The organism is Yersinia pekkanenii (assembly GCF_001152565.1).
GTDB classification, from domain to species: Bacteria; Pseudomonadota; Gammaproteobacteria; order Enterobacterales; family Enterobacteriaceae; genus Yersinia; species Yersinia pekkanenii.
This window is the reverse complement of the sequence record NZ_CQAZ01000004.1, coordinates 82242-106874: the sequence shown is the minus strand read 5'-3', so window position 1 is coordinate 106874 and position 24633 is coordinate 82242. Positions and strand designations below refer to the sequence as shown.

Genomic DNA, 24633 nt, shown 5'->3' with positions numbered 1-24633 from the left:
TTATCTTGTTATTGAAGCTTCATCACACCATAAATTCTAATCAGAGGTCTAGGATTAAACGTGCCATTAGCGGTGAAAACGGTATTTTGTTAAACGATCAATCCAATTAAGGTCAGTTTTTAGCTATCTAGATAATAGGAGGGAATTATATAAAAAATGCAATAAGACAATGGCGTTGCGAGACGGCTCGAAAAAAGCACATTCAATGCGTATTTACCGTAGAAGCACCGGCTCTCATCTAGGTTTTTTTTACAATTGTGATACATTGAAAACCTATCTAAGTCTGAGGCTCACTGGCTGGTAGTCATATTCTGGTCGCCGTGATACTGGCCCTCAACGACGATTAATACAGATCTGATAACTATATTCACTGATGACGTCAAAAGGGTTTCTATGACACAACAGCCGCAAGTTAAATACCGTCACGATTACCAATCGCCGGATTACACTATCACCGATATCGATCTGGACTTCGTACTGGATGCGCAAAAAACGACGGTAACGGCGGTGAGTAAGGTCAAACGCCAGGTAACAGAAGTAACGCCACTGGTTCTTAATGGTGAAGATCTGACGCTAATCAGTATCAGCGTAGATGGGCAAGCATGGCCTCATTATCGTCTACAAGATAACGCGCTGATAATTGAGCAATTACCGGCGCATTTCACCCTGACAGTCGTCAATGATATTCACCCTGCAACCAATAGCGCGCTTGAGGGGTTGTATCTTTCCGGTAACGCGTTGTGTACGCAGTGTGAAGCTGAAGGTTTCCGCCATATTACCTATTATTTAGATCGTCCTGATGTTCTTGCCCGTTTCACTACTCGCATCGTTGCCGATAAATCGCTTTATCCATATTTGCTTTCCAACGGTAACCCTGTGGGGCAAGGCTCTCTGGAAGATGGCCGTCATTGGGTAAAATGGCAAGACCCATTCCCGAAACCTTGTTATCTGTTTGCACTGGTTGCCGGTGATTTTGATGTACTACGCGATAAATTCATTACCCGTTCCGGCCGCGAAGTGGCGCTGGAGCTTTTTGTTGACCGGGGTAATTTAGATCGTGCTGACTGGGCAATGACTTCTCTGAAAAACTCCATGAAATGGGACGAAACCCGTTTTGGTCTGGAGTATGACCTCGATATTTATATGATTGTTGCGGTTGATTTCTTCAATATGGGAGCCATGGAAAATAAAGGCTTGAATGTATTTAACTCAAAATATGTTCTGGCTAAAGCTGAGACGGCGACAGATAAAGATTATCTGAATATTGAAGCAGTTATTGGACATGAGTATTTCCATAACTGGACCGGTAACCGAGTGACTTGCCGTGATTGGTTCCAGCTCAGCTTGAAAGAAGGGTTGACGGTATTCCGGGATCAAGAGTTCAGTTCTGATTTAGGTTCACGTTCGGTGAGTCGCATTGAAAACGTGCGCGTAATGCGTGCCGCACAGTTTGCGGAAGATGCCAGTCCGATGGCCCATGCCATTCGTCCGGATAAAGTCATCGAGATGAACAACTTCTATACCCTTACGGTGTATGAGAAAGGTGCAGAAGTTATCCGTATGATGCACACGCTGCTGGGTGAATCGCAATTCCAGGCAGGTATGCAGCTCTATTTTGAGCGCCATGATGGCAGTGCAGCAACCTGTGATGATTTCGTGCAGGCAATGGAAGATGCATCTAATGTTGATTTATCCTTATTCCGTCGTTGGTATAGCCAATCTGGCACCCCAATACTGACAGTGCGTGATGATTATGATGCTGAAAAGCAGCTATATCATCTACACGTTAGCCAGAAAACCTTACCCACCGCAGACCAGCCTGAAAAACTGCCATTGCATATTCCATTGGATATTGAGTTATATGACAGTAAAGGCAATGTGATCGCGCTACAGAAAAAGGGTTTACCGGTTCATCATGTCTTGAATGTGACGGAGTCTGAGCAGACCTTTACCTTTGATAACGTCGAACATACCCCGATCCCATCGCTACTGCGTGAATTCTCCGCACCGGTAAAACTGGATTATACTTACAGTGATCAGCAAGTTACCTTCTTGATGCAGCATGCGCGCAATGAATTCTCCCGTTGGGATGCAGCGCAAAGTTTACTGGCAACCTATATCAAGCTTAATGTTGCCAGGTACCAGCAGAAACAGCCGTTGAGTTTACCAAATCACGTGGCAGATGCTTTCCGCGCAATATTGCTTGATGAAAACCTTGATCCTGCACTGGCAGCACAGATTCTGACATTGCCGTCAGAAAATGAAATGGCGGAGCTATTTACCTCAATTGATCCGCAGGCCATCAGTGCGGTGCATGACGCCATTACACGTTGTCTGGCGCTGGCATTAGCTGATGAGCTGTTGGCCGTATACGTGGCGAATATAACCCCAGTTTATCGTATTGAACATGGTGATATTGCTAAGCGGGCATTACGCAATATTTGCCTGCATTATTTGGCCTTTGCGGATGAAGAGTTTGCTAACAAGCTGGTCTCTTCACAATACCATCAGGCAGATAATATGACGGATTCACTGGCGGCATTGGCAGCGGCCGTTGCCGCGCAGTTGCCTTGTCGCGATGAGTTATTGGCTGCCTTTGATGTGCGCTGGAACCATGATGGTTTGGTTATGGATAAATGGTTCGCTCTGCAAGCAACCAGTCCGGCGGCTGATGTCCTGACTCAAGTGCGCGCTTTGCTTAAGCATCCGGCATTTAGCTTGAGCAATCCAAATCGGACCCGCTCATTGATCGGTAGTTTTGCTTCCGGTAATCCGGCCGCATTCCATGCCAGTGATGGTAGCGGTTATCAATTCCTGGTGGAAATTCTCAGTGATTTGAATAACCGTAACCCACAAGTGGCTGCGCGGTTGATCGAACCGTTGATTAGACTGAAGCGTTACGATGTCGGGCGTCAGGCTTTGATGCGTCAGGCATTGGAGCAATTGAAAACACTGGATAACTTATCCGGTGATTTGTACGAGAAGATAAGCAAGGCATTGGCTGTATAATGATTGAATCAATCAATAATACCGCCTACTAGCCTTATCTTCATATTACGGAGGGCAGTTATGCTCTCCGCTTTTTACGTCCATTTATTCTTGCCTATAGATTGTTAACACTCTGTTATCAATATAGTTAAGTCAGATATTCTTTACTTAGCAATCGTTTACTTTCCTGATAGATGAATTTACCATTCCCGCGTCTATCCATAGGTTGAAAGCCGGTCAGGAGATTACATGTACTATCCACTCGTCAAAAAAGCACTATTTCAGCTTGATCCGGAACGTGCCCATGAATTCACTTTTCGCCAGTTAAAACGTGTTACCGGCACACCGCTCGAGTTTTTCGTTCGCCAGTCGGTGCCAACTAAGCCGGTGAGCTGCATGGGCCTGTCATTTAAAAATCCGTTAGGTTTGGCCGCGGGATTGGATAAAGACGGCGAGTGTATTGACGCTCTAGGGGCAATGGGGTTTGGTTTTATCGAAGTCGGGACTGTGACGCCACGGCCACAGTCAGGTAACGATAAGCCAAGGTTGTTCAGGATCGTTGAAGCCGAAGGTTTGATCAACCGTATGGGATTTAATAATCACGGGGTTGATAACTTAATTGAGAATGTCAAAAAATCACATTTCGGCGGTATTTTAGGTATTAATATTGGCAAGAATAAAGATACGCCGGTAGAGCAAGGTAAAGACGATTACCTGATTTGTATGGATAAAATTTATCCTTATGCTGGATATATTGCGATTAATATCTCTTCACCCAATACTCCGGGATTACGATCCCTACAGTATGGTGATGCATTGGATGATTTATTAGCGGCAATTAAAAACAAACAAACTGAATTACATCAGCGGCATCATAAGTATGTTCCAGTGGCGGTAAAGATCGCGCCGGATCTTACCGAAGAAGAATTGATCCAAATAGCCGACAGTTTAGTTCGTCATAATATAGATGGTGTTATTGCCACTAATACAACTTTAGACCGTTCTCTAATTCAGGGATTAAATTATTGCGAGCAAGCCGGTGGTTTAAGTGGTAGACCATTACAATTACGTAGCACTGAGGTGATTCGTCGCTTATCGCAAGAACTACAAGGGCGTCTGCCCATTATCGGTGTGGGTGGAATTGATTCTGTAACTGCCGCTCGAGAAAAAATGGCTGCCGGTGCTTCATTGATTCAAATTTATTCTGGATTTATTTTCCGTGGGCCAGGTTTGATTAAAAATATCGTCACTCATATCTAATTATTTACCATCATTACTGGCCGGGGGGTTTATTTCTTCCTCCGGCTCGTCTATATTTTACTTCGGTAGATTAAATATACAGCGAAAGCCTTATATGAAATTAGTCCCACTTGATGGGTCAGAAACTCAGTCAATGATGTTGGCATTATGGCGGGAAGAAAAATATGCGGATTAAACCAGATGATAAATGGCGTTGGTATTTTGATACCGAACACGATCGACTCATGTTGGATTTAGCTAATGGTATGATATTTCGCTCGCGTTTCCCGTCTAAAATGCTGACCCCAGACGCTTTCGATGAATCTGCTTTTTGTGTTGACGATGCGGCGCTTTATTTTGAATTTGAAGACCAATGCCGCCAAATTAAACTGAGCCATGAACAGCGTTCAGAATTAGTGTTAAATGCTCTGATTGCATTTCGTTTCTTAAAACCATTAATGCCCAAGAGCTGGTATTTTGCACAACAACCTAAAACGCTTACACCACAAAATGGTGAACTGGCATTAGTGAAAGTATTGGATAGTGGTGAAGATATGCGCTTGTTAGTCGTTGAGTCAGGTGACTCCGCGAGTTTGTGTTTATTAGCACAATCACAAGTCGTATTAGCCGGGCGGCAGATGGTATTAGGTGATGCAATTAAGATAATGAATGACCGTTTGTTGCCACTGGTCATCGAAGAGATTTACACTGCTCCGGCTTTCGACAGAGCGGTATAATACTCTTCGTACTTGACGCCGTAGGGTTGTTAGTTGCGCTCATCGGGATTATCTTATTTACCGCTGAGGGTAATATTCCCTTTGGGAATGCAACTGCAACAAAGAATTGTTCCGTCATTGCCAACAGCACTTTGTTTTAATGGTGCCACATCACCATTAAGTAACGTAATTCTGCAACTCCCACATATTCCGGCACGGCATGAATATGGGATACGAATATTCTGCTGTTCCAATTGCTCCAACAATACCTGTTGATTATTGCCGTTAAAGCGAATGCCGTTATATTCAATGGTTACTGCTTTGGATTGATCCAGCGGCGTAGCAAGGCTTTCAACTACTGCTCCTGCACGATAAGGTCGTGGAGGTTTGGTTGACAGAATTTCTACGTCATCACCGACCCGAATAATACCGCTGTTTCTGGCCACCATATTCTGGCCAAAATCAATATTACCATTCTCCGCAGTTCGGAATGTCTGTAGTGTTCTTAATGGCTCGCCGGTTGGGTGTTTCCGCCCACGCTCCACACTGACTGTGGTTAACACACAGCGGCTGCATGGCTTAACTAAATCAAAGGTAATATCGCCGACACGAATAACTTGCCAACTGTCTTCGGCAAATGCACTGGCACCGGTGACCACTAAATTGGGTCGAAATTGCTCCAGCTTAATGCTGCCAGGACAACGTTGCTGTAATGCTTTAAACGAGGCTTCGTTGATCAGCAGGTAAGGAAAACCATCAGCAAAGGAAAGCGGGATTTCTGGTATCGGTTTTACCCGACGGGTTAATTCAGTGCCAAGCCAGCGTAATTGCACTTCGCGTTGAAAATAGCCACTGAGCCAGTTGTTGATAGCTGATGGGGCAATTAACGCAGTAAAATGGTTTCCCCAAACTTCGGTCGGTTCTGCATTGGCTAAAAAATCATTACAGCGGATACTGGCACTCTCGCCATCGGGGGCAGTGAGATATAGACCGTCTGGCATTAAGGCGGGGGTAAACATCACCATCTTCGGATACTGACGCGCAGTAATGAAAGTACCATCCGGTTCGGTAATCATAAATACACGGTCAAACGCCAGACCGCTGTTGCTGACTTGGGCATGCGAAAGCTGCAAACCGCGCATGGATTTGACTGGATGAACGTAGAGTCGGGAGAGGGTAATCACCATTGCCTCCGTGCGAGTATTAAATAAGAAGGAGCAACTTTATGACAAGCTGCTGGGATTAGCTATAATGCGCAACAATTTTCTTTTTGGTGATAGTGCGATATGAACTCTCTGTTTGCCAGCACGGCGCGTGGACTGGAAGAACTGTTAAAAAGCGAACTCGAAGCGTTGGGCGCTCACGACTGTAAAATAGTACAGGGTGGGGTACATTTTCAGGGCGACGATCGACTCATGTACCAAAGCTTGCTGTGGAGCCGATTGGCTTCGCGCATTTTGTTACCGCTTAACGAATTTAAAGTTTACAGTGACTTAGACTTGTACCTTGGGGTGCAGGCGATCGACTGGCCGTCAATTTTTGGTGTGGATAAAACCTTTGCCGTACATTTTAGCGGCGTGAATGACGAGATCCGCAACAGTCAGTACGGCGCGTTGAAAGTAAAAGATGCCATTGTGGATAGCTTTACCCGCAAGTTAGATCAGCGCCCGACGGTTGCCAAGCAGCAACCGGATATCCGGGTGAATGTTTTCCTGCAACGGGATATGGCCAGTGTGGCGCTTGATCTTAGTGGTGAAGGTCTGCATCAGCGTGGTTATCGTGATCTAACGGGTCAGGCACCGTTGAAAGAAAACCTGGCAGCGGCGATTATCCAGCGTTCTGGCTGGCAGCCTGGCACGCCGATGGTCGATCCAATGTGCGGTTCTGGCACGTTACTGATTGAAGCCGCCATGATGGCCTCTGATCGTGCGCCGGGCCTGCATCGTTCACATTGGGGCTTTACCGGATGGAGTGCTTTCAACCAAGAGCTTTGGCATGAATTGACCACTGAAGCGCAGGTTCGCGCCCGTGCGGGTTTGCAGGAAACGTCGTCCCGTTTCTTTGGTTCAGATATTGATCGTCGGGTGATTGAAATGGCGCGGGCTAACGCCCGTCGTGCCGGGGTATTAGAGCTGATTACCTTTAATGCCAACGATGTCAGCAAGTTGGTGAATCCATTGCCGGAAGGGCCGGTGGGCACTGTTATCAGTAACCCGCCTTACGGTGAACGGTTGGAAAGCGAACCGGCATTGATTGCGTTGCACAATATGCTTGGCCGTATTATGAAAGCAGCGTTCGGTGGCTGGCGTTTGTCACTGTTCAGTGCCTCGCCGGAATTACTGAGCTGCTTGCAATTACGCGCAGAACGCGAATTTAAAGCCAAAAATGGCCCGTTGGATTGTGTACAGAAAAACTATCAATTGACGGCAAATCCGCAAGGTGCTGCGGGTTTCCAGGTGGCAGAGGACTACGCCAACCGCCTGCGTAAAAACGTGAAAAAGCTGGATAAGTGGGCTAAGCAGCAGGGTATCGAATGCTACCGTCTGTATGATGCCGATTTGCCGGATTACAATGTGGCAGTCGATCGCTATGGTAGCAAAGTGGTAGTGCAGGAATATGCGCCACCGAAAACGATTGATGCACAGAAGGCCCGTCAGCGTTTATTTGATGTGATTAATGCCACCCTTGCGGTGTTGGATCTGCCATCAAATCAATTGGTGCTGAAAACGCGTGAGCGGCAAAAAGGTAAAAACCAATACGAGAAATTGGCGCAGAAAGGTGAATTCTTGCTGGTGAGTGAATATAACGCCAAGCTATGGGTTAACCTGACCGATTACCTCGATACCGGTCTGTTCCTTGACCACCGGATTGCCCGCCAGATGCTGGGTAAAATGAGCCAAGGTAAAGACTTTCTTAACCTGTTTGCTTACACCGGTACTGCCAGTGTCCATGCAGGGCTGGGGGGGGCGCGCAGTACCACTACCGTCGATATGTCGCGCACTTATCTGGAGTGGGCGGAGAAGAACCTGCGGGTCAATGGCTTAACTGGCCAGCAGCATCGCTTGGTTCAGGCCGACTGCCTCTCCTGGTTGAGTAACACCGATGAGCAATTCGATGTGATCTTTATTGATCCACCGACGTTCTCCAACTCCAAGCGTATGGAGACGACTTTTGATGTTCAGCGCGATCATTTAGTGCTGATGAAAGAACTTAAACGGTTACTGCGCCGTAAGGGGACAATCATGTTCTCTAACAATAAGCGTGGTTTCCAGATGGATTTGGCCGGGATAGAGGCGTTAGGGCTGGAAGCGAAAGAGATAACAGCACAGACGCAATCAGAAGACTTTGCCCGTAATCGTCAGATCCACAACTGTTGGCTGGTTACTCACAGCCGCGAGGAAAAGTAAAAACTATGTCGTTAATTAGCATGTCCGGTGCCTGGTTGTCGTTCAGCGATGCACCTTTATTAGATAATACTGAATTGCATATTGAGGCAAACGAGCGTGTTTGTCTGGTGGGCCGCAATGGCGCGGGTAAATCCACCTTGCTGAAAATTCTGAGCAAAGAAGTGGTATTGGATGATGGTCGCATCATTTATGAGCAGGATCTGATTGTGGCGCGTCTGCAACAAGATCCACCGCGCAATGTGGCCGGTACTGTGTTTGATTTTGTGGCGGAAGGGGTGCAGGAACAGGCCGAACATCTGAAAGCCTACCATGCGACCTTGCATCTGGTTGAGTTAGACCCAAGCGAGAAAAACCTTAATCGTCTGTCGGCATTACAGGAGATTCTGGATCATCAAGGATTGTGGCAGTTAGACAGCCGCATTCAGGAAGTACTGCTTCAGTTGGGTTTATCTGCTGATGCAGAACTCTCTTCGCTGTCCGGTGGCTGGTTGCGTAAAGCGGCATTAGGCCGTGCTCTGGTAAGTTCACCCAAGGTGCTACTGCTGGATGAGCCGACGAACCATTTAGATATCGAAACCATTAACTGGCTGGAAGGTTTCCTGAAAGAATTCCAGGGCAGTATCGTGTTTATCTCTCATGACCGTTCCTTTATTCGTGCGATGGCGACCCGTATTGTCGATCTTGATCGCGGTAAATTGGTGTCATGGCCGGGTAACTACGAATTGTATCTTGCCAGCAAAGAAGAAGCACTGAGGGTTGAAGAACTGCAAAACGCTGAATTTGACCGCAAACTGGCGCAAGAAGAAGTGTGGATACGTCAAGGCATCAAAGCACGACGCACCCGTAATGAAGGCCGCGTTCGTGCCCTGAAAGCACTGCGGACGGAGCGTTCAGAGCGCCGCGAAGTGATGGGCACGGCTAAGATGCAAGTGGAAGAGACGGCGCGTTCTGGCAAAATTGTCTTTGATCTGGAAAACGTTAATTATCAGATTGATGGCAAAGTGCTGGTGAAAGATTTCACGGTGCAGGTACAGCGTGGTGACAAAATTGCGCTGGTCGGCCCGAACGGTTGCGGTAAGACCACTTTATTGAAACTGATGCTCGGTCAGCTTAATGCAGACAGCGGCAAAGTTCATTGTGGCACCAAGCTGGAAGTCGCCTATTTTGACCAGCATCGTGCAGAGCTTGATCCAGAACGCACGGTGATGGATAACCTGGCGGAAGGTAAGCAGGAAGTGATGGTCAATGGCCGTTCACGCCATGTACTGGGCTATCTGCAAGACTTCTTATTCCACCCGAAATGGGCCATGACACCGGTGAAAGCCTTATCTGGTGGTGAACGTAACCGTTTGTTATTGGCTAAATTGTTCCTGAAGCCAAGTAACTTACTGATCCTCGATGAACCGACCAACGATCTGGATGTTGAAACGCTGGAGTTGTTGGAAGAGATGGTTGATAGCTATCAGGGCACCGTGTTACTGGTAAGCCATGATCGTCAATTCGTTGATAACTCGGTGACTGAATGCTGGATCTTTGAAGGTAATGGTCAAATCAGCAGCTTTGTGGGGGGCTATTATGATGCCCACCAGCAGCGCGCCGAAGCAAAACCTATTCGTCAGGTGGCCGCTAAAGTTGAAGAAAGCAAAACCGCCGCGCCAGTAAAAAGCAATGCCCCCGCGCCTAAACGCTCTGGCAAGCTAAGCTATAACTTACAACGTGAGTTGGATCAGTTACCACAACAGCTAGAAAAACTGGAAAAAGAAATCAGTGGGTTACAGGCTCAGGTCAGTGATGCAGATTTCTTCTCCCGTCCGCATGAAGAGACACAACAGGTCTTGAAAGCATTAGCCGATGCCGAACAGGCGTTAGACGTGGCATTCAGTCGTTGGGAAGCGCTGGAAGCTCAGAAAAATGGCTAAAAATGCGTAATCACCTTTCTGTCTGGTGACGTAATAGCCAACTTTATGATGATATAGTGTCTATTGTTATATTATGTTTTCGATAGAATAGTGTTCAGCTATCCCCTTCAAATAAGAAGGGGATATATAGGCCAGCCGTGAGGGATTCGATATTGTGTGCTGTAATTCAGCCTGAGCATAGCGAGCACTCCGGGCAGTCAGGGGATGTCATCCTGTGCCGGCAGTGCGACATGTCAGTGGCCTTACCTCCTCTGCCGTATGGCTCCAAAGCAGTATGTCCACGCTGTAAAACCACACTGACTTCGCGGTGGGATGAACCACGCAAGCGCCCGGTGGGTTATGCCGTTAGTGCATTATTTATGTTATTGCTGGCCAACATGTTTCCCTTCGTCAATATGCGTGTGGCGGGGATCACCAGCGAAATTACCCTGCTTCAGATACCCAGAGTGATGCTGTCGGATAACTATGCCAGCATGGCGACTTTATTTATGGTGCTGGTCCAGTTGATCCCGGCATTCTGTATGGTGGCTATCATTCTGCTTTGCCTGCGGGTGCGAATGCCTGCCCGCTTGAAAACGGCAATAGCAAAAGCATTATTCCAATTTAAAAGTTGGTGCATGGTTGAGATCTTCCTGGCCGGTGTCCTGGTCAGTTTTGTTAAACTGATGGCCTACGGTGACATTGGCATCGGCAGCAGCTTTATTCCCTATTGCTTATTTTGCCTGTTACAGGTGCGTGCTTTCCAATGTGTCGATCGCCATTGGATGTGGCAGGATATCGCGCGTGCGCCGGTATTGCCCTATCCATTGATTGCCGGTCGTACCGGCCTGCGTCAGGGATTGCGCTCTTGTTCTTGTTGTACCGCGATCCTGCCGCAGTCTCAGGTGCAATGCCCACGTTGCCATACTCATGGTTATGTTCGTCGTCGCAATAGTTTGCAGTGGACGATGGCATTATTAGTCACCTCTGTTCTGCTGTACATTCCGGCCAATCTGATGCCAATCATGATTACCGAAAGCTTAGGCAGCCAAATGGGTTCCACTATCATGGCTGGGGTGATTTTCCTGTGGAGCGAAGGTTCCTATCCAGTGGCATTGGTGATTTTTATTGCCAGCATCATGGTGCCATCATTGAAGATGTTGGCGATTGGCTGGTTATGTTGGGACGCAAAAGGTAAGGGCAATACCGATACTGAACGGATGCATTTTATTTATGAAGTTGTGGAGTTTGTTGGCCGTTGGTCAATGATCGATGTCTTTGTGATTGCTGTGCTCTCCTCATTAGTCCGTATCGGGCAACTGATGAGTATTTATCCGGCGATTGGCGCACTGTTGTTTGCAATGGTGGTTATCCTGACAATGTGTGCTGCATTAACCTTCGATCCCCGTTTAACCTGGGATCGGATCAGTGAATCAACCCAAAAGGAGCCGCAAGGTGACGGACAATAATCCCAGCCCGAATGTGGCGGAAATTGAAAAAATCAAGCGGTGGTCGCCAGTGTGGATCATCCCGATTATCACGGTACTGATTGGTGCATGGATACTGTTTTATCATTTTAGCCACCAGGGGCCACAGGTGGTATTGACCACACTGAATGCTGAAGGTATTGAAGCGGGTAAAACAAAAATAAAGAGCCGTAGCGTGGATGTCGGTATCGTTGAGCAAGTCACTCTAAGTGAAGATCTTAACCATGTTATCGTGCAGGCACGGTTGAATTCAGGCATGAATACCCTGTTACACAGTGATACTGTTTTCTGGGTGGTTAAGCCGCAGATTGGTCGTGAAGGTGTTTCCGGTCTTGGGACGCTGCTTTCCGGTGCTTATATTGAGCTGCAACCGGGCAGTAAAGGGAAAACATTAGACGAATTTATGTTACTGGACTCGCCGCCACTGGCTTCACCGGATGCTAAAGGGATCCGCATTATTCTCGACAGCGACCAAGCTGGGCAGTTAAATGCGGGTGATCCGGTGCTGTTCCGCGGCTATCGGGTGGGTTCGGTAGAGACCAGCACTTTCGATGCCAAGTCACGCTTGATGCGTTATCAGTTATTTATTGGCGCACCTTATGACAGCCTGGTCACCACTAATGTCCGATTCTGGAAGGACAGCGGCGTGGCTGTCGATCTCTCTTCACAAGGGATGCGAGTAGAAATGGCATCGTTGGCAACCTTATTCAGTGGTGGTGTCAGCTTTGATGTGCCGGATGGTTTAGAGCTGGGCAAGGTTATCACTGAAAATAAAGCCGAGTTCAAATTGTTTGATAACCGCAGTAATATTGAAAACTCGTTGTACACCGAACATGAAGATTTCTTGCTGTTCTTCTCCGATTCTGTTCGTGGTTTGCAGTCCGGTGCGCCGGTAGAATTCCGTGGTATCCGTGTGGGTACTGTCGCTGATGTCCCGTTCTTTACCGATGGTATGAAGCAGCGCGTGGATAATGATTTCCGTATTCCCGTGCTCATCCGTATTGAGCCGGGTCGCTTCCGCGATGACCTGGGGCCGGATAGTAACTTTGCACAAATATTGAAAACGGCCAAAGAGCGTGGTCTGCGTGCCTCATTGAAATCTGGCAATCTATTGACCGGGGCATTGTTTGTGGATTTGGATTTCTATCCAGATGCTAAACCGTGGAAAGGGCCACAGGAAGTCGCAGGTTATCCATTGTTGCCAACCGTCAGTGGTGGTTTGGCGCAAATTCAACAGAAACTGATGCAAACGCTGGATAAGATTAATAATCTGCCGCTAGACCCAATGTTAAATGAGGTCACCAAGACCTTGGCTGAAAGCCAGAAGACCATGCGTGAGACGCAGAAAACCCTGGAAGCACTGACTGCAATTACCGCCAGTCCGGCGATGCAGAACCTGCCAAAAGATCTGCAAAAAACGCTGAACGAGTTGAATCGCAGTATGAAGGGCTTCCAGCCAGGCTCACCGGTTTACAATAAAATGGTGGGAGATATGCAGCGGTTAGATCAGGTCTTGCGTGAATTACAGCCGGTATTGCGGACGCTGAATGAAAAGAGCAACGCACTGGTATTTGAAGCAGCAGGAAGTCAGGATCCTCAGCCTAAGAAGGCCAAAAAATGATGAAATGGATGGCAGTTATCGCCGCGCTGTTACTCAGCGCTTGCAGCAGCGAAACCAGTAAAACGTACTACCAGTTGCCGGCACTCAGTGCACCAGCGGCAGCCAGTAGTCGTGTTGCATCACGGCAACTGTGGATTGAACATGTTGGGGTGGCAGATTATCTGGCTGCTACTGGGGTGGTGTATCAAACCAACGATGTGCAATATGTGATTGCCAGTAACAACCTTTGGGCCAGTCCGTTGGACCAGCAGTTGCAGCAAACTTTGGTGACCAATCTCAGTAATGCGCTGCCGGGTTGGTTGGTTTCCTCACAACCGCTGGATAGCTCACAGGATGTCCTCAATGTGACCGTAACCGGGTTCCATGGCCGCTATGACGGCCGTGCCATCATTCGCGGTGTGTGGATATTGAAACATCAGGGGCAACTGATTAAGCAACCCTTTGATTTAGAACTTAAACAGAGTGAAGATGGTTATGATGCCCTGATACGCACCTTGGCAGAAGGTTGGCAGCAGGAAGCTAAGGCGATTGCTGCTCAACTACAGTAAGTTAAGTTATATTCTAAATTAGTCTAATCCTCTTTCATCGATAATAATAAAGTTATCGTGAAAGAGGATTATCAATAAATATCAACCAATTACTCTCTATCACTGCAAATCAATCACTTAGCTAACACTGTGTGCGTAGCTCACAAATGTGACATTGGCGTGAATATTGCGCATTGCATTTCTGTTTCCTAAGGTCTATCATTTAACTGTGGCTGCACATAAAGTAGTCACTGTTTTTTTTCCACCAGACCGAAAGATGAGGGAAATGAGGCATGATGAAGAGACAGAAAAGAGATCGTTTGGAAAGGGCGTTGTCACGTGGGTATCAGGCAGGTATATCAGGGCGTTCAAGGGAAATTTGCCCTTATCAAGCTTTAGACGCCAGGTCGCATTGGTTAGGAGGGTGGCGACAAGCCATGGAGGACAGGGCTGTGACCGCTTAAGCGGCTCTCTGTCACATTAATCAAAGCAAGGAGTGACCTCCGCTTAAGCGGAGGTTTTCGTTTTATCCGTTCGATTTGATGTTTTATCCGTTCGACTTGATGTTGCCGCGTTGCTAGCTGCTTTCGCTTACCTGACTATTCCGCCCAGCGTTTCAGCAAGATACTTGCATTAACCCCGCCAAAACCGAAACCGTTTGAGAGCGCGTAGGTCATCTCATGGGGTTGGGCCTTGCCAGCAATCACATTAAGCCCCGTGGCCGCAGGATCCAGATTTTCCAGATTCAGCGTGGCTGGCACGATTTGATCGCGTAATGCCAGCACAGTGAAGATGGTTTCCAGCCCGCCAGCTGCGCCTAATAAATGGCCGGTGGCAGACTTTGTTGATGTAATGGCTAAGGTATCACCCTCACCAAACAGATGCTTAATAGCATTTATTTCGCCAAGATCACCCACTTGTGTTGAGGTTGCATGAGCGTTCAGATGCTGAACCTGCTCTGGTTTAACCCCAGCCTGGTGCAAAGCAATTTTCATCGCCCGGTAAGCGCCGTCGCCATCTTCAGCACCAGACGTCATATGGTAGGCATCGGCACTGGTACCGTAGCCAACAATCTCGGCTAAAGGCTGTGCCCCACGGGCAAGAGCATGTTCCAGTTCCTCGATAATCAGCAAACCGGCCCCTTCACCCATGACGAAGCCATCACGTGCACTGTCAAATGGTCGTGAGGCTTTTTCCGGTGTGTCATTAGAACCGGTTGATAATGCGCGTGCTGCGGCAAATCCAGCCAGACTGACTTTATCAATCGCAGCCTCAGCACCACCACATAGTGCGATATCCGCTTCATGATTGCGGATCATGCGAACGGCATCCCCGATAGCTTGTACCCCTGCCGCACAAGCAGTTACCGGAGCACCAATCGGCCCTTTGAAATGATGTTTGATCGAGACATGGCCCGCAGCCAGATTAACCAGAAATGATGGCACGGTGAAAGGGGACAAGCGTTTAGGTCCACGGCTGTCAGTTGTGCGCACAGCATTGGCAATAGACGAGAAGCCTCCGATACCGGAGCCAATGACGGTTGCGGTTCGCTCTTGCTTCTCTGAATCATCGGCTAGCCAGCCAGCATGGGCGATGGCTTCATCTGCCGCGGCCATCGCGAATTCAATGAATCGATCCATTTTCTTTTGATCTTTTGGTGCAACCGCTTTGTCGGGATCGAAGCCCGCCTTGGGATCGGCTGTGAGGGTCGGCACTTGCCCGCCAATCTTGGCAGGTAGATCGCCGACTATCTCATCCGGTAGAGCACGAATGCCGGATTGCCCTGCCAGCAAACGTTGCCAAACAGTTTCGATACCACAGCCTAATGGGGAAACCACACCCATTCCTGTAATTACTACACGGCGTGTATTCATCATTTTTCCTTTTGAGACTGAATTGAATGGGAGGGCTGCCTGGCATCGATTGACTGTTTGTCATGCATCAGTGCCAACCGTTTATTAATTATATCGCTCCTGACAGAGCCTGCCGCGAGGGTGACATCTTGCCTACGAATGGGTTGCATGGTGGCTCTGTTCAGCAAGATAGGCTCTACAGGGGTGCCGGTGCGGCGATCGGTGAGTATCACCGCTGGGCCTTCCGGCGCAAAGTGCTGGTTACCCCAGTGCAATAGGGCCGCTATCACTGGAAAGAAATCATTGCCGCGCTCAGTCAGTAAATATTCATAGCGGGCAGGGCGAGGATTATAGAGCCGTTTCTCAAGGATACCGCTTTCCACCAGATATTTGAGACGCCGGGTCAGGATGGTGGGTGACAGTTGCAAACTTTGCTGAAACTCATCAAACCGTGTTAACCCCTGAAAGGCATCACGGATGATCAAGATACTCCACCATTCACCTACCCGTTCAAGAGAGCGGGCAACCGGGCAAGGCATGTCTTCAAGGCAGGTTCTTTGCATATCACTCCTCGCTGGATCCCTGTGGATGTTGCTAATTATTGCGCTGAAAACCGTGAAACTAATCAGTGACTACATTTATTGTAGTTACAAGGCTAAAAAAAATGCCATTTGGCATACTAATATATTGAGCAATATGATGACGGTGCAGGGGATTTGGTCCCCCCTGCACGGGGGAAAACGACGAGAATATTAGAAAGCAGCAGTGTCTTTAAACAGGCCTACTTTCAAGTCGGTGGCGGTATAAATCACGTTGCCATCGACCAATACTTCACCATCCGCTACACCCATGATCAACTTACGCATGATCACGCGTTTAAAATGAATACGGTATGTCACTTTCTTGGCCGTTGGCAGAACCTGGCCGGTGAATTTAACTTCACCCACACCCAGAGCGCGGCCTTTGCCTTCGCCACCCAACCAGCCAAGATAGAAACCGACCAATTGCCACATGGCATCAAGGCCCAGGCAACCTGGCATTACTGGGTCGCCGATAAAGTGGCAACCGAAGAACCATAGGTCTGGATTGATATCCAGTTCCGCTTCCACATAACCTTTGTTAAAGTTACCGCCGTCTTCAGTCATTTTGACGACACGGTCCATCATCAACATATTGCCTGCTGGCAATGGTGGCCCGCCAGCGCCAAACAGTTCGCCACGGCCAGATGCTTCAAGGTCTTCTTTTGTATAGGATTTGCGTTTATCTACCATGTTCTCAGTAAGCCTTATTTTAGTGAAGTGCGCAGAATAGCGTACAGCTGTACGCTGAACAAGTCCGATCAGCCCTGGTTGAACCAGTTCAACCAGCGTAATGGCCATGGCCAACGGCGTCTATCCTGCGGGTTTACCTGCGAGATTCGCTCTTGAATTATACCTAGCAGGCTAGGTTGTTGCTCATCGGCGTAAACCATTCCTGTTAATAATGGTAGTGCTTCAGCGGCAGTATCAACAGCCCATAGATGGAATTGACCATGTTGAACTGCATCAATCACCGCCTGATTTAGACACAAATGACGGACATTGGTGGAGGGTAAAATAACCCCCTGACTGCCCGTAAGCCCACGACGTTGGCAAGCCTCGAAGAAACCTTCAATCTTTTCATTCACGCCACCAATAGGCTGCACATTACCAAATTGGTCAACAGAACCTGTCACCGCGATTTGCTGGTTGATCGGCTGCTGTGAAAGGGCACTAACCAGTGCACAAAGCTCAGCGAGCGATGCGCTATCGCCATCAACCTCACCATAGGATTGCTCAAAAACAATCGAAGCTGAGAATGGCAGTGGCTGATCAAGTTCCAGTTCTGAAATCAAGAATGCCTGCATAATCATCATGCCTTTAGCATGAATATTACCCCCCAGTTCAGCTTTACGTTCAACGTCAACAAACTCACCATCACCTAAGTGAACCACACAACTGATACGGGCGGGTTCACCAAAGGCATAAGGGTGGCCTGGGTATTCCAACACGGACAGACCATTGATCTGACCGACAACTTGCCCTTCGGTTTCAACCAGAATTTGCCCGAGTTCAATCTCATCTTGCATCCGCTCGGCAAGGTAGCTATTACGCCATTCACGGGCATTCAGTGCAACGTCCAGCGCATTGGCTGTTATCGTATCTTCCTCGGCATAAAGTGCGGCTTCTGCCAACTGGTGGGTTAGCCATTGCGGACACAGTGGCAGGCTGCCTTGGTCGCCACTGTAACGCACCGCCTGACGGAGCAGAATTGGCCAGGCATCGGCAGATAAAGAGGGCAACTGTTTTTGCTGCAATAGCGTATTGATGTAACCGCACCATAAAGACATGCCATCAATATCGACCAGTGGCAGTTCTACTTCGAACTCACCATAGATAGCCAGTTCGCCCAGTTCGGGTTCCATATCGTGGAAATCGCCAAGACCCAGACGATCGCCGACCAGGATCAGGCGAAGATCCAGTGGCATGGAGGGAATATGTACCGGCAATGGGCGGGTTTCATCAGGCGATAACCAGTCAAAACGTTGCTGAACAATCATTTGCTTCAGGCGCAGCCACATCAAAGGTTGCGCTTGTAATGCCCGTACCGACAAGATCAATACACCGCCATTAGCCTGATGGACCAGGCCTGGTTGCAGGGTTATTTGGTCTTTATGCCACCTGACGCAGCCAAACAGCTGTTCGGGTTCTACCCATTCCTGATAGAGACAGCGTGAAAGCGCCGCAAAACGCTCATCACCACGCTGTGCTGGTTGCCAGGTTACTTGGTGGCCGTGCACCAGATAATCGCCACCAAACAGGGCTGAAGCCTCAGGTTGCAGCTCTTTAATCGCTTGCGCGATCAATGCCAGATACTCAGTGCTTTCTTGTGCTTTGATCAGCATAAACCGCGGTTGAGATTGTGGGTGACAAAATAGTGTCATTCCATTCTCTAACCGGGGCTGAGTCGCGGCGAAAGAAACAGGCCCCAACAGGGAGGCAGTGGCAAATAACGCATCATATGGCGTTGTGTTCGGCAGCAGTGACTGCCATTCAAGTCGGTTATTGGTCAAAGTAATAGATGCAATCGTCAAAAAGGGAAAGGGCGATTATACAAGAATAAAGCAGGCTGCATATACGTAGAGTGGTAGTTGGTGGTAAGGAGTTAGACATCGACAGTATTTAGTACAAAAAACAAACTAATCATAGGCTTTTAGTAGGGTGAAATTCTGTGTAAAGCTGTTATGCTTGATTTAAGTTACACGGTCACTAAAGAGCTCACGATGAAATATCAACAACTGGAAAATCTGGAAAGTGGTTGGAAATGGGCATATTTGGTAAAAAAATACCGTGAAGGTGAAGCCATTACTCGCCATATTGAAAACAGTGCAGCGATGGATGCGGTAGAGCAACTGATAAAACTGGAAAGTGAACCCGTTAAAGTGCTGGAGTGGATTGATACTCATATGAATGTGCAACTGGCAACCCGGATGAAGCAGACTATCCGTGCCAGACGTAAGCGCCATTTTAATGCGGAGCACCAACACACCCGCAAGAAATCGATCGATCTGGAGTTTCTGGTATGGCAACGCTTGGCAGCGCTTGCCCGGCGTCGTGGTAATACGCTGTCTGATACTGTGGTTCAGTTAATCGAAGATGCTGAGCGTAAAGAGAAGTACGCCAGCCAGATGTCATCTCTGAAGCAGGATTTGAAGGATATCCTTGGTAAGGAAAGCTAACTCAGTATTGGGTCAGCAACAGGGTATAAACCGGGCAAACACTATTGAGATAAAGCCATACATTAAGGCTCCTGACTAATTGCAGGAAAGTAGGATAAAAAAAACCCCGCAATGCGGGGTTTTTACGAAAGGAGTAAACTTAAGCCTGTGGCTGAATTACTACTTCTTTGTAGCCTTTAACTTCGATCTCTACGCGACGATCTGGTGCCAGGCACTCAATCAGAGCAGCACGTGGTTTCACGTTGTCACAGGTGTTGCCAGTAACTGGGTTTGCTTGGCCTTCACCGCGAGCGGTGATTTTGTCAGCAGGGATACCTTTAGAAACCAGGTAATCACGCACGCTGTCAGCACGACGCTGAGACAGAGCTAAGTTAGGTGCTGGTTGACCGATACGGTCAGCGAAGCCCAGAACCACTACAGAACCGTCTTTAGGATCGATAGAGCTCAGCTGTGCGTACAGTTGGTCCAGAGCTTGCTGGCCTTCTGGTTTCAGAGTTGCTTTGTTGAAAGCGAACAGCACATCAGATTTCAGTGTGAAACGCTTAGTGTCAACAATTGGAGCTGGAACTGGAGCTGGAGCAACTACTGGAGCTACGGCATCATCCTGACCGAAACGGTAAGAAACACCCACGCTCAGCATGCCGTTGTCTGGACGAGCACCAACGGTAGCTTTATCACCGATGTTGCTAACCCATTGGTATTCCATACGGGTTGCCCAGTTTTTGGTCCATGCGTATTCAGCACCCAATGCTACCAGTGGAGAAACACCGGTATCATGGTTGTTATCACGTACGCCGCTTGTAGCATCAAACGCGCTTGAGTCTGCACGCCAAACCAGACCACCCAAACGGGTGTACAGGTCCAGGTCCTGAGCAATTGGATAGCTCAGTTTTGCAGCCAGTTGAACGCCTTGTGATTTAAAGTCGCCGTTACGAACGTCGCCTTTGTAAGGCATACGGCCAAGCCAGTCGTATCCCATTTCAAAGCCTAGGTATTGGTTTGCTTGGTAACCCAAGAACGCACCAGCACCCAGTTGGTCTTTATGGGTAGGACCGTCGTTGCCAACGTCGCCATAGATACCGCCAGTGCCAGTATCTTGATACTGGGACCAACCCAGTTTACCACCGGTGTACCAGGTGTTATCTTTCGGTGCGGCTTGCGCTACTGTAGCGAAACCAGCCAGTGCCACTGCTAATGCGATAGCTGTCTTTTTCATTTTACGCCTCGTTATCATCCAAATAGGCAATGAGCTTTAAAAAGCTAAGCCCTTGGTTAAAATTCTTCGTCAAGGTATTAACGCTCCCGTTGTTCACGCCGCCAGTATAATTTGGCGTTTTAGAGCAACCTTGGCGATGTAAAGTCTACAACGTGGCGAGAAAGTTACAAGTGTGATGTGATAAACCGCCTTAAAAAAAAGCAAAATTGTGCATAATCTTTAACGCTTTAGTGGTTAAAAACCGCTTTTTATGGGCGCAATTTTCTGCCGCAAGCCGCATTCCGACTCGCTTTATGCCAGTTTTACAGGAGTAAGCGCTAAATATTGTAATAATTCATGGGATAAATCCTAAATTTACTTAATGATACAAAGAAGAATGAATTTTTAACGTAGCGCACTGTCCTTGGTTCACTTTTGTGTCATTCAACGGACGCATAACAAACCCATAAGCATTCCCTAACTTTGCTGCCAACCGTAAGCGGATACGATCACTTTCTGACAACTCGGGTAGCCAGCCAAGAACGACACTGTAATTCCCCGTCAATAATGCTTTTTCCATTGCATCAACAGTCAATAATGGATTGATTTGCCTCAATTGAACAACCTTACTGATGGGCAAACCTGATTGCTGCAACCATAAACGACTTAATTTCTGTTGCGGTGCCAACCATAGGAGCCAACGAGACTGCTTACCAAGCTGTTGTAATAAAGGAAGCAATAACTGGGTTACCGCAGGCAGGCTTTCGCTGTACACAAGTTCACTGATAAGGCCACTATCTGTTGGAGCATCAACTCGTTCCGCTGCGTCACGGCTGACAAGAGAATGATAATTAGCATGATAAGGTTTTAGTGATTGAGTAAGCATAATGAACCTCGCCTGTAGTGTGCTGTATGGATATACAGTAGTCACTACTTGTTCGAAGATCAACTAAATTTTTACAAGACGCTTCGCATAATTGTGATGTAAAGACGTGCAAATTCATTTTGTGTTTGGCTAGGGAATCCATATTGCGTATTTTTCAATTAGTTGTTCCTCTTACATTTATGGCAACTGGATAGGGACGTTGATTCAGATTTTTACTAAAGGAGTAGTGATGAAAAACACATCAGAAAACAAGATAATACAAGCTCAGATATGTTTTGATTTTTTAGGGAATATCACGGTTCGTTCGCAATTTGGTGGCTATGGGCTGTTGGCGAACGGCATTATGTTTGCGCTGGTTTCGGAGGGAGAACTGTATTTACGTGCCCATGATAAGGTTGAGAATCTATTCCGTGCCAGGGGAATGACGAATCTTGTTTATGCTAAACGTGGGCTACCCGTTTTGCTGCGTTACTATTGGGTTGACTCTCTGCTGTGGGATGATGTAAGTACATTGCATAATTTTGCCAGGCAGGCTTACCAAGGGGCTAAAGCTGAGGTGTTAAGCAAAAAAGGCCCTGCGGTTCGCTTGAAAGATTTACCCAATCTTAGTGCCAGTCTCGAACGGTTATTATGGAAGGTCGGGATCAAGAATGCGACCGAGTTGCGCCTTGAGGGCGCTAAGTGTTGTTATCTGAAATTACGCGCTTTAAGGCGTTCGCTCGGGGTAAATGTTTTGTTGGCTCTTGCCGGGGCTATCAGTGGCTATCACCATGCTGCATTGCCTTTAATGATGCGTAGTGAGCTTATCGAATGGTTTGAAATACACATCCACTCGCCCAAAACCACACAATATGAAACTGTATGACGACAGGTCATAAGGGAGGTCATAATGAGTGGCAAAAGATTTAATTAGCCAGTATGGCTGACGCGCTTATTCAATTCGCTGAGTTCAGGTAACAGCTCAAGCAATAAACCAATTTGCTGTAAAACCAATTGGTCTTTGCTCTCCGGCTCAGGGTTACAGTTCTGTAGCCGGGTAGCTAAATCTGTTAACACCTGTGCCATTTTCGCGCTGTCGGGCTGCTCTTGCTCAAGTGTGCCTTCGACATAACAGATGGCGTCGTTGAGTAAATTCAGTGTGGCATCGTTACCCAGTTTTTCACGATGGGCACCCAAAGCTGATATATAGCTCAGCATGGTGTGGTTCAGGCAGAGCAAACGGAATGCAGCTTCCTGAGTTTCTTTGTCGTTTTTGGGTTCAGCGGACATATTTGAAATCACTGATGCTAATTCAGCGTCGCAATTATGTGCATCGCGGCGTGCTATGCGGTAGGGCAGACTATTGTCTTTCCCTTGATGGTATTGCAGCAGAATGACATCCAGATAGCGGCAGTTGGCGTTGAGTGTTTTATGAACCACCGCAGGGAGTTGGCGGAACTTCCAGTCTGGCCAGATAAAACTCACCGCTACCCAGGCAATTGCACAGCCGAGTAAAGTATCAAATACGCGTGGTGCGGCAACCTCAAACCCTTCGCCTAATAGGTTAAAACAGAGCAAAACCAGCAAGGTAATAAACATCGTGGCGTGAGCATACTGAACATTGCGGAAGGCAAAAAACAGCACACCAGTAATGACTATCAGAATGAGTTGCCCCTCAATAGAAGGCACGAAATAAAGGATAGGTAAGCCGATAAGGATACCCGCCAAAGTACCAATAATACGTAACGCAAGACGGCGGCGTGTTGCATTATAGTTGGGCTGACAGACAAAAAGGCTGGTCAGTAGGATCCAATAGCCGTGGCGCATGCCGGTAAATTGAATAAATGCATAACCTACACACAGTACCACTGACATACGTACCGCGTGACGGAATAGCGCGGATTGTGGGGTCAGATGGCGGCTGATACGCAGTTTGATATCACTCCATCCGGTGATGCGATCGTCAGACAGGCGGCTTTCAGGGTGTGGGCCTTCAGCTAATACTTGTTCTGATTCAATTCCCGCGAGTTGGGCATCAATGGCCCGTAAGTTTTTCAGTAAATGTGACAGAGCCTTAACTTGTTGAATATTCTTATTTTGGGCAAGTTCTCTGGCCAGTGCGGCATCTAAAAAAGTAAAGGCGCGTTCGAAGCGTTGTGAGTCATGTTGATATTTTTGTCTCATTAAAATGGATTGAGAGAGCTGCATACAGGCTCTGGCTTGCATGCTGAGTAAACGTTGAAATCGGAATAGCACATCGCTATAGCGAAATCTCTCTCGCAGCGCCTGATATTGGACATGCGATGAACTGGCGCGTTCATGAATATCTTGTGCGACAAAATAGTAGTGAAGTGTTCGTCTGGTCTCGCGCTGGCCTCTGTCACCTTTCAGCCGCGTAACCAGCGAAGCTTTGGCCTGATTCAAAGTGGCGACTAATGTGCCGTTAGCCATCACAACATCAATAATCGGTTGATCAACATCAGGTTCAAGATCAGGGTCAAAGAGGTTAGCTTTTGCTTCCAAATAGTGAGCAAGCTGATGATAGCAGCGGGCCAGATTATCCTGTAATGGGCGGATAGGAAAAATAAGATGGCCACATAAGGTCAGAACGTTATACCAAACAGCACCCAGTATCAGTAACAGTGGCTGCTGGTACCAGATAGGGTACATCGAGGCACCCAGCATAGTGTAAATGGCGATTAACAATGCGCCAAAGGCAATGGTTGCATAGCGTTGCCCTAAGGCACCCAGCAGAATAAAACCGCAGGTTGAAAACGTCAGGCCGAGAGCAAAAAACCAAGGATGAGGAAATAGCAACTCGATAGATGCGGATGCGATAAAAAAACAGATCAACGTAATGAATAGGTTACGTAGCCGCCCAGCCAGGCGGTCATCAAGGTCAGTGAGTGCGGCGGCAACGACACCCAGTGTTAAGGGAATGGTCAGTTTAGGCTGTTCAATCCACCATGGAATAGCTGTTACCCCAGCCAATGCGATAAAAATACGAACATGATAAAGCAGGCTGCTATTGTAAACATAACGACGTAAACCAGTGATGAAAGTGCGCACAAAAAACCTCT

The 24633-nt window shown here is 47.7% G+C and carries 19 protein-coding genes; 11 read left to right on the top strand and 8 right to left on the bottom strand.

Going from position 1 to position 24633, the window contains the following annotated elements; genetic code table 11:
• The first annotated feature begins 393 nt into the window (after positions 1-393).
• The 3 genes from pepN (at position 394) to AEP37_RS03135 (ending at position 4964) form a co-directional block, all read left to right on the top strand.
• On the top strand, positions 394-3009 hold the full coding sequence (gene pepN, locus AEP37_RS03145) for an aminopeptidase N (RefSeq protein ID WP_049609714.1): 2616 nt from the start codon (positions 394-396) through the stop codon (positions 3007-3009).
• 228 nt (positions 3010-3237) lie between these two features.
• Positions 3238-4248 (top strand): quinone-dependent dihydroorotate dehydrogenase, encoded by a 1011-nt coding sequence (pyrD, locus tag AEP37_RS03140; protein WP_049609710.1) that lies wholly within the window; start codon positions 3238-3240, stop codon positions 4246-4248.
• Between the two features lie 164 nt (positions 4249-4412).
• Positions 4413-4964 carry a cell division protein ZapC gene (locus AEP37_RS03135; protein WP_049609707.1) on the top strand — a complete coding sequence of 184 codons (552 nt, stop codon included), beginning with the start codon at positions 4413-4415 and terminating at the stop codon, positions 4962-4964.
• Positions 4965-5017: 53 nt separating this feature from the next.
• Here the strand turns inward: AEP37_RS03135 and AEP37_RS03130 are convergent, their stop codons facing one another.
• Positions 5018-6130, bottom strand: coding sequence for a YcbX family protein (locus AEP37_RS03130; RefSeq protein ID WP_082170667.1), 1113 nt, complete (start codon positions 6128-6130; stop codon positions 5018-5020).
• A gap of 99 nt (positions 6131-6229) precedes the next feature.
• On the opposite strand from AEP37_RS03130, the gene rlmKL reads away from it, so the two are divergent.
• From rlmKL to rmf, 6 genes are all read left to right on the top strand, one after another.
• Positions 6230-8350: a bifunctional 23S rRNA (guanine(2069)-N(7))-methyltransferase RlmK/23S rRNA (guanine(2445)-N(2))-methyltransferase RlmL gene (gene rlmKL / locus AEP37_RS03125; protein WP_049609705.1), complete on the top strand. Its 2121-nt coding sequence runs from the start codon at positions 6230-6232 to the stop codon at positions 8348-8350.
• A 5-nt stretch (positions 8351-8355) separates the two neighbouring features.
• On the top strand, positions 8356-10269 hold the full coding sequence (locus AEP37_RS03120; RefSeq protein WP_049609703.1) for an ABC transporter ATP-binding protein: 1914 nt from the start codon (positions 8356-8358) through the stop codon (positions 10267-10269).
• A 152-nt stretch (positions 10270-10421) separates the two neighbouring features.
• The gene (pqiA, locus tag AEP37_RS03115) at positions 10422-11717 is read left to right on the top strand and encodes a membrane integrity-associated transporter subunit PqiA (protein ID WP_072086235.1); all 1296 of its coding nucleotides are present in this window, start codon (positions 10422-10424) and stop codon (positions 11715-11717) included.
• Entirely contained in the window at positions 11704-13356 is a 1653-nt protein-coding gene (gene pqiB, locus AEP37_RS03110) for an intermembrane transport protein PqiB (RefSeq protein ID WP_049609697.1), read from the top strand. The genes pqiA and pqiB overlap by 14 nt, the downstream gene beginning before the upstream one ends.
• Positions 13353-13904 (top strand): membrane integrity-associated transporter subunit PqiC, encoded by a 552-nt coding sequence (gene pqiC / locus AEP37_RS03105; RefSeq protein WP_049609694.1) that lies wholly within the window; start codon positions 13353-13355, stop codon positions 13902-13904. The genes pqiB and pqiC overlap by 4 nt, the downstream gene beginning before the upstream one ends.
• A gap of 275 nt (positions 13905-14179) precedes the next feature.
• The gene (gene rmf / locus AEP37_RS24580) at positions 14180-14347 is read left to right on the top strand and encodes a ribosome modulation factor (RefSeq protein ID WP_005170911.1); all 168 of its coding nucleotides are present in this window, start codon (positions 14180-14182) and stop codon (positions 14345-14347) included.
• 135 nt (positions 14348-14482) lie between these two features.
• On the opposite strand, the gene fabF is transcribed toward rmf, so the two are convergent.
• From fabF to AEP37_RS03085, 4 genes are all read right to left on the bottom strand, one after another.
• On the bottom strand, positions 14483-15757 hold the full coding sequence (gene fabF / locus AEP37_RS03100) for a beta-ketoacyl-ACP synthase II (protein ID WP_049609691.1): 1275 nt from the start codon (positions 15755-15757) through the stop codon (positions 14483-14485).
• Positions 15757-16299 (bottom strand): winged helix-turn-helix transcriptional regulator, encoded by a 543-nt coding sequence (locus tag AEP37_RS03095; protein ID WP_049609688.1) that lies wholly within the window; start codon positions 16297-16299, stop codon positions 15757-15759. Before AEP37_RS03095 ends, fabF begins: the two co-directional genes overlap by 1 nt.
• 189 nt (positions 16300-16488) lie before the next feature.
• Positions 16489-17007, bottom strand: coding sequence for a bifunctional 3-hydroxydecanoyl-ACP dehydratase/trans-2-decenoyl-ACP isomerase (fabA, locus tag AEP37_RS03090; RefSeq protein ID WP_049609928.1), 519 nt, complete (start codon positions 17005-17007; stop codon positions 16489-16491).
• Between the two features lie 68 nt (positions 17008-17075).
• Complete coding sequence (locus AEP37_RS03085) at positions 17076-18827, bottom strand: AAA family ATPase (protein WP_049609685.1); 1752 nt, start codon at positions 18825-18827, stop codon at positions 17076-17078.
• A 210-nt stretch (positions 18828-19037) separates the two neighbouring features.
• On the opposite strand from AEP37_RS03085, the gene matP reads away from it, so the two are divergent.
• Complete coding sequence (gene matP / locus AEP37_RS03080; RefSeq protein ID WP_049609682.1) at positions 19038-19493, top strand: macrodomain Ter protein MatP; 456 nt, start codon at positions 19038-19040, stop codon at positions 19491-19493.
• A 139-nt stretch (positions 19494-19632) separates the two neighbouring features.
• Here the strand turns inward: matP and ompA are convergent, their stop codons facing one another.
• Positions 19633-20709, bottom strand: a complete 1077-nt coding sequence (gene ompA / locus AEP37_RS03075; RefSeq protein WP_049609680.1) for a porin OmpA — start codon at positions 20707-20709, stop codon at positions 19633-19635.
• A gap of 358 nt (positions 20710-21067) precedes the next feature.
• Positions 21068-21574, bottom strand: coding sequence for an SOS-induced cell division inhibitor SulA (gene sulA / locus AEP37_RS03070; protein ID WP_049609677.1), 507 nt, complete (start codon positions 21572-21574; stop codon positions 21068-21070).
• Between the two features lie 229 nt (positions 21575-21803).
• Here sulA and AEP37_RS03065 point away from each other — a divergent pair, with 229 nt between their 5' ends.
• Complete coding sequence (locus tag AEP37_RS03065) at positions 21804-22439, top strand: TfoX/Sxy family DNA transformation protein (RefSeq protein ID WP_049609675.1); 636 nt, start codon at positions 21804-21806, stop codon at positions 22437-22439.
• A gap of 44 nt (positions 22440-22483) precedes the next feature.
• Here the strand turns inward: AEP37_RS03065 and yccS are convergent, their stop codons facing one another.
• Positions 22484-24622 (bottom strand): YccS family putative transporter, encoded by a 2139-nt coding sequence (gene yccS, locus AEP37_RS03060; RefSeq protein ID WP_049609672.1) that lies wholly within the window; start codon positions 24620-24622, stop codon positions 22484-22486.
• Between the last annotated feature and the right edge of the window lie 11 nt (positions 24623-24633).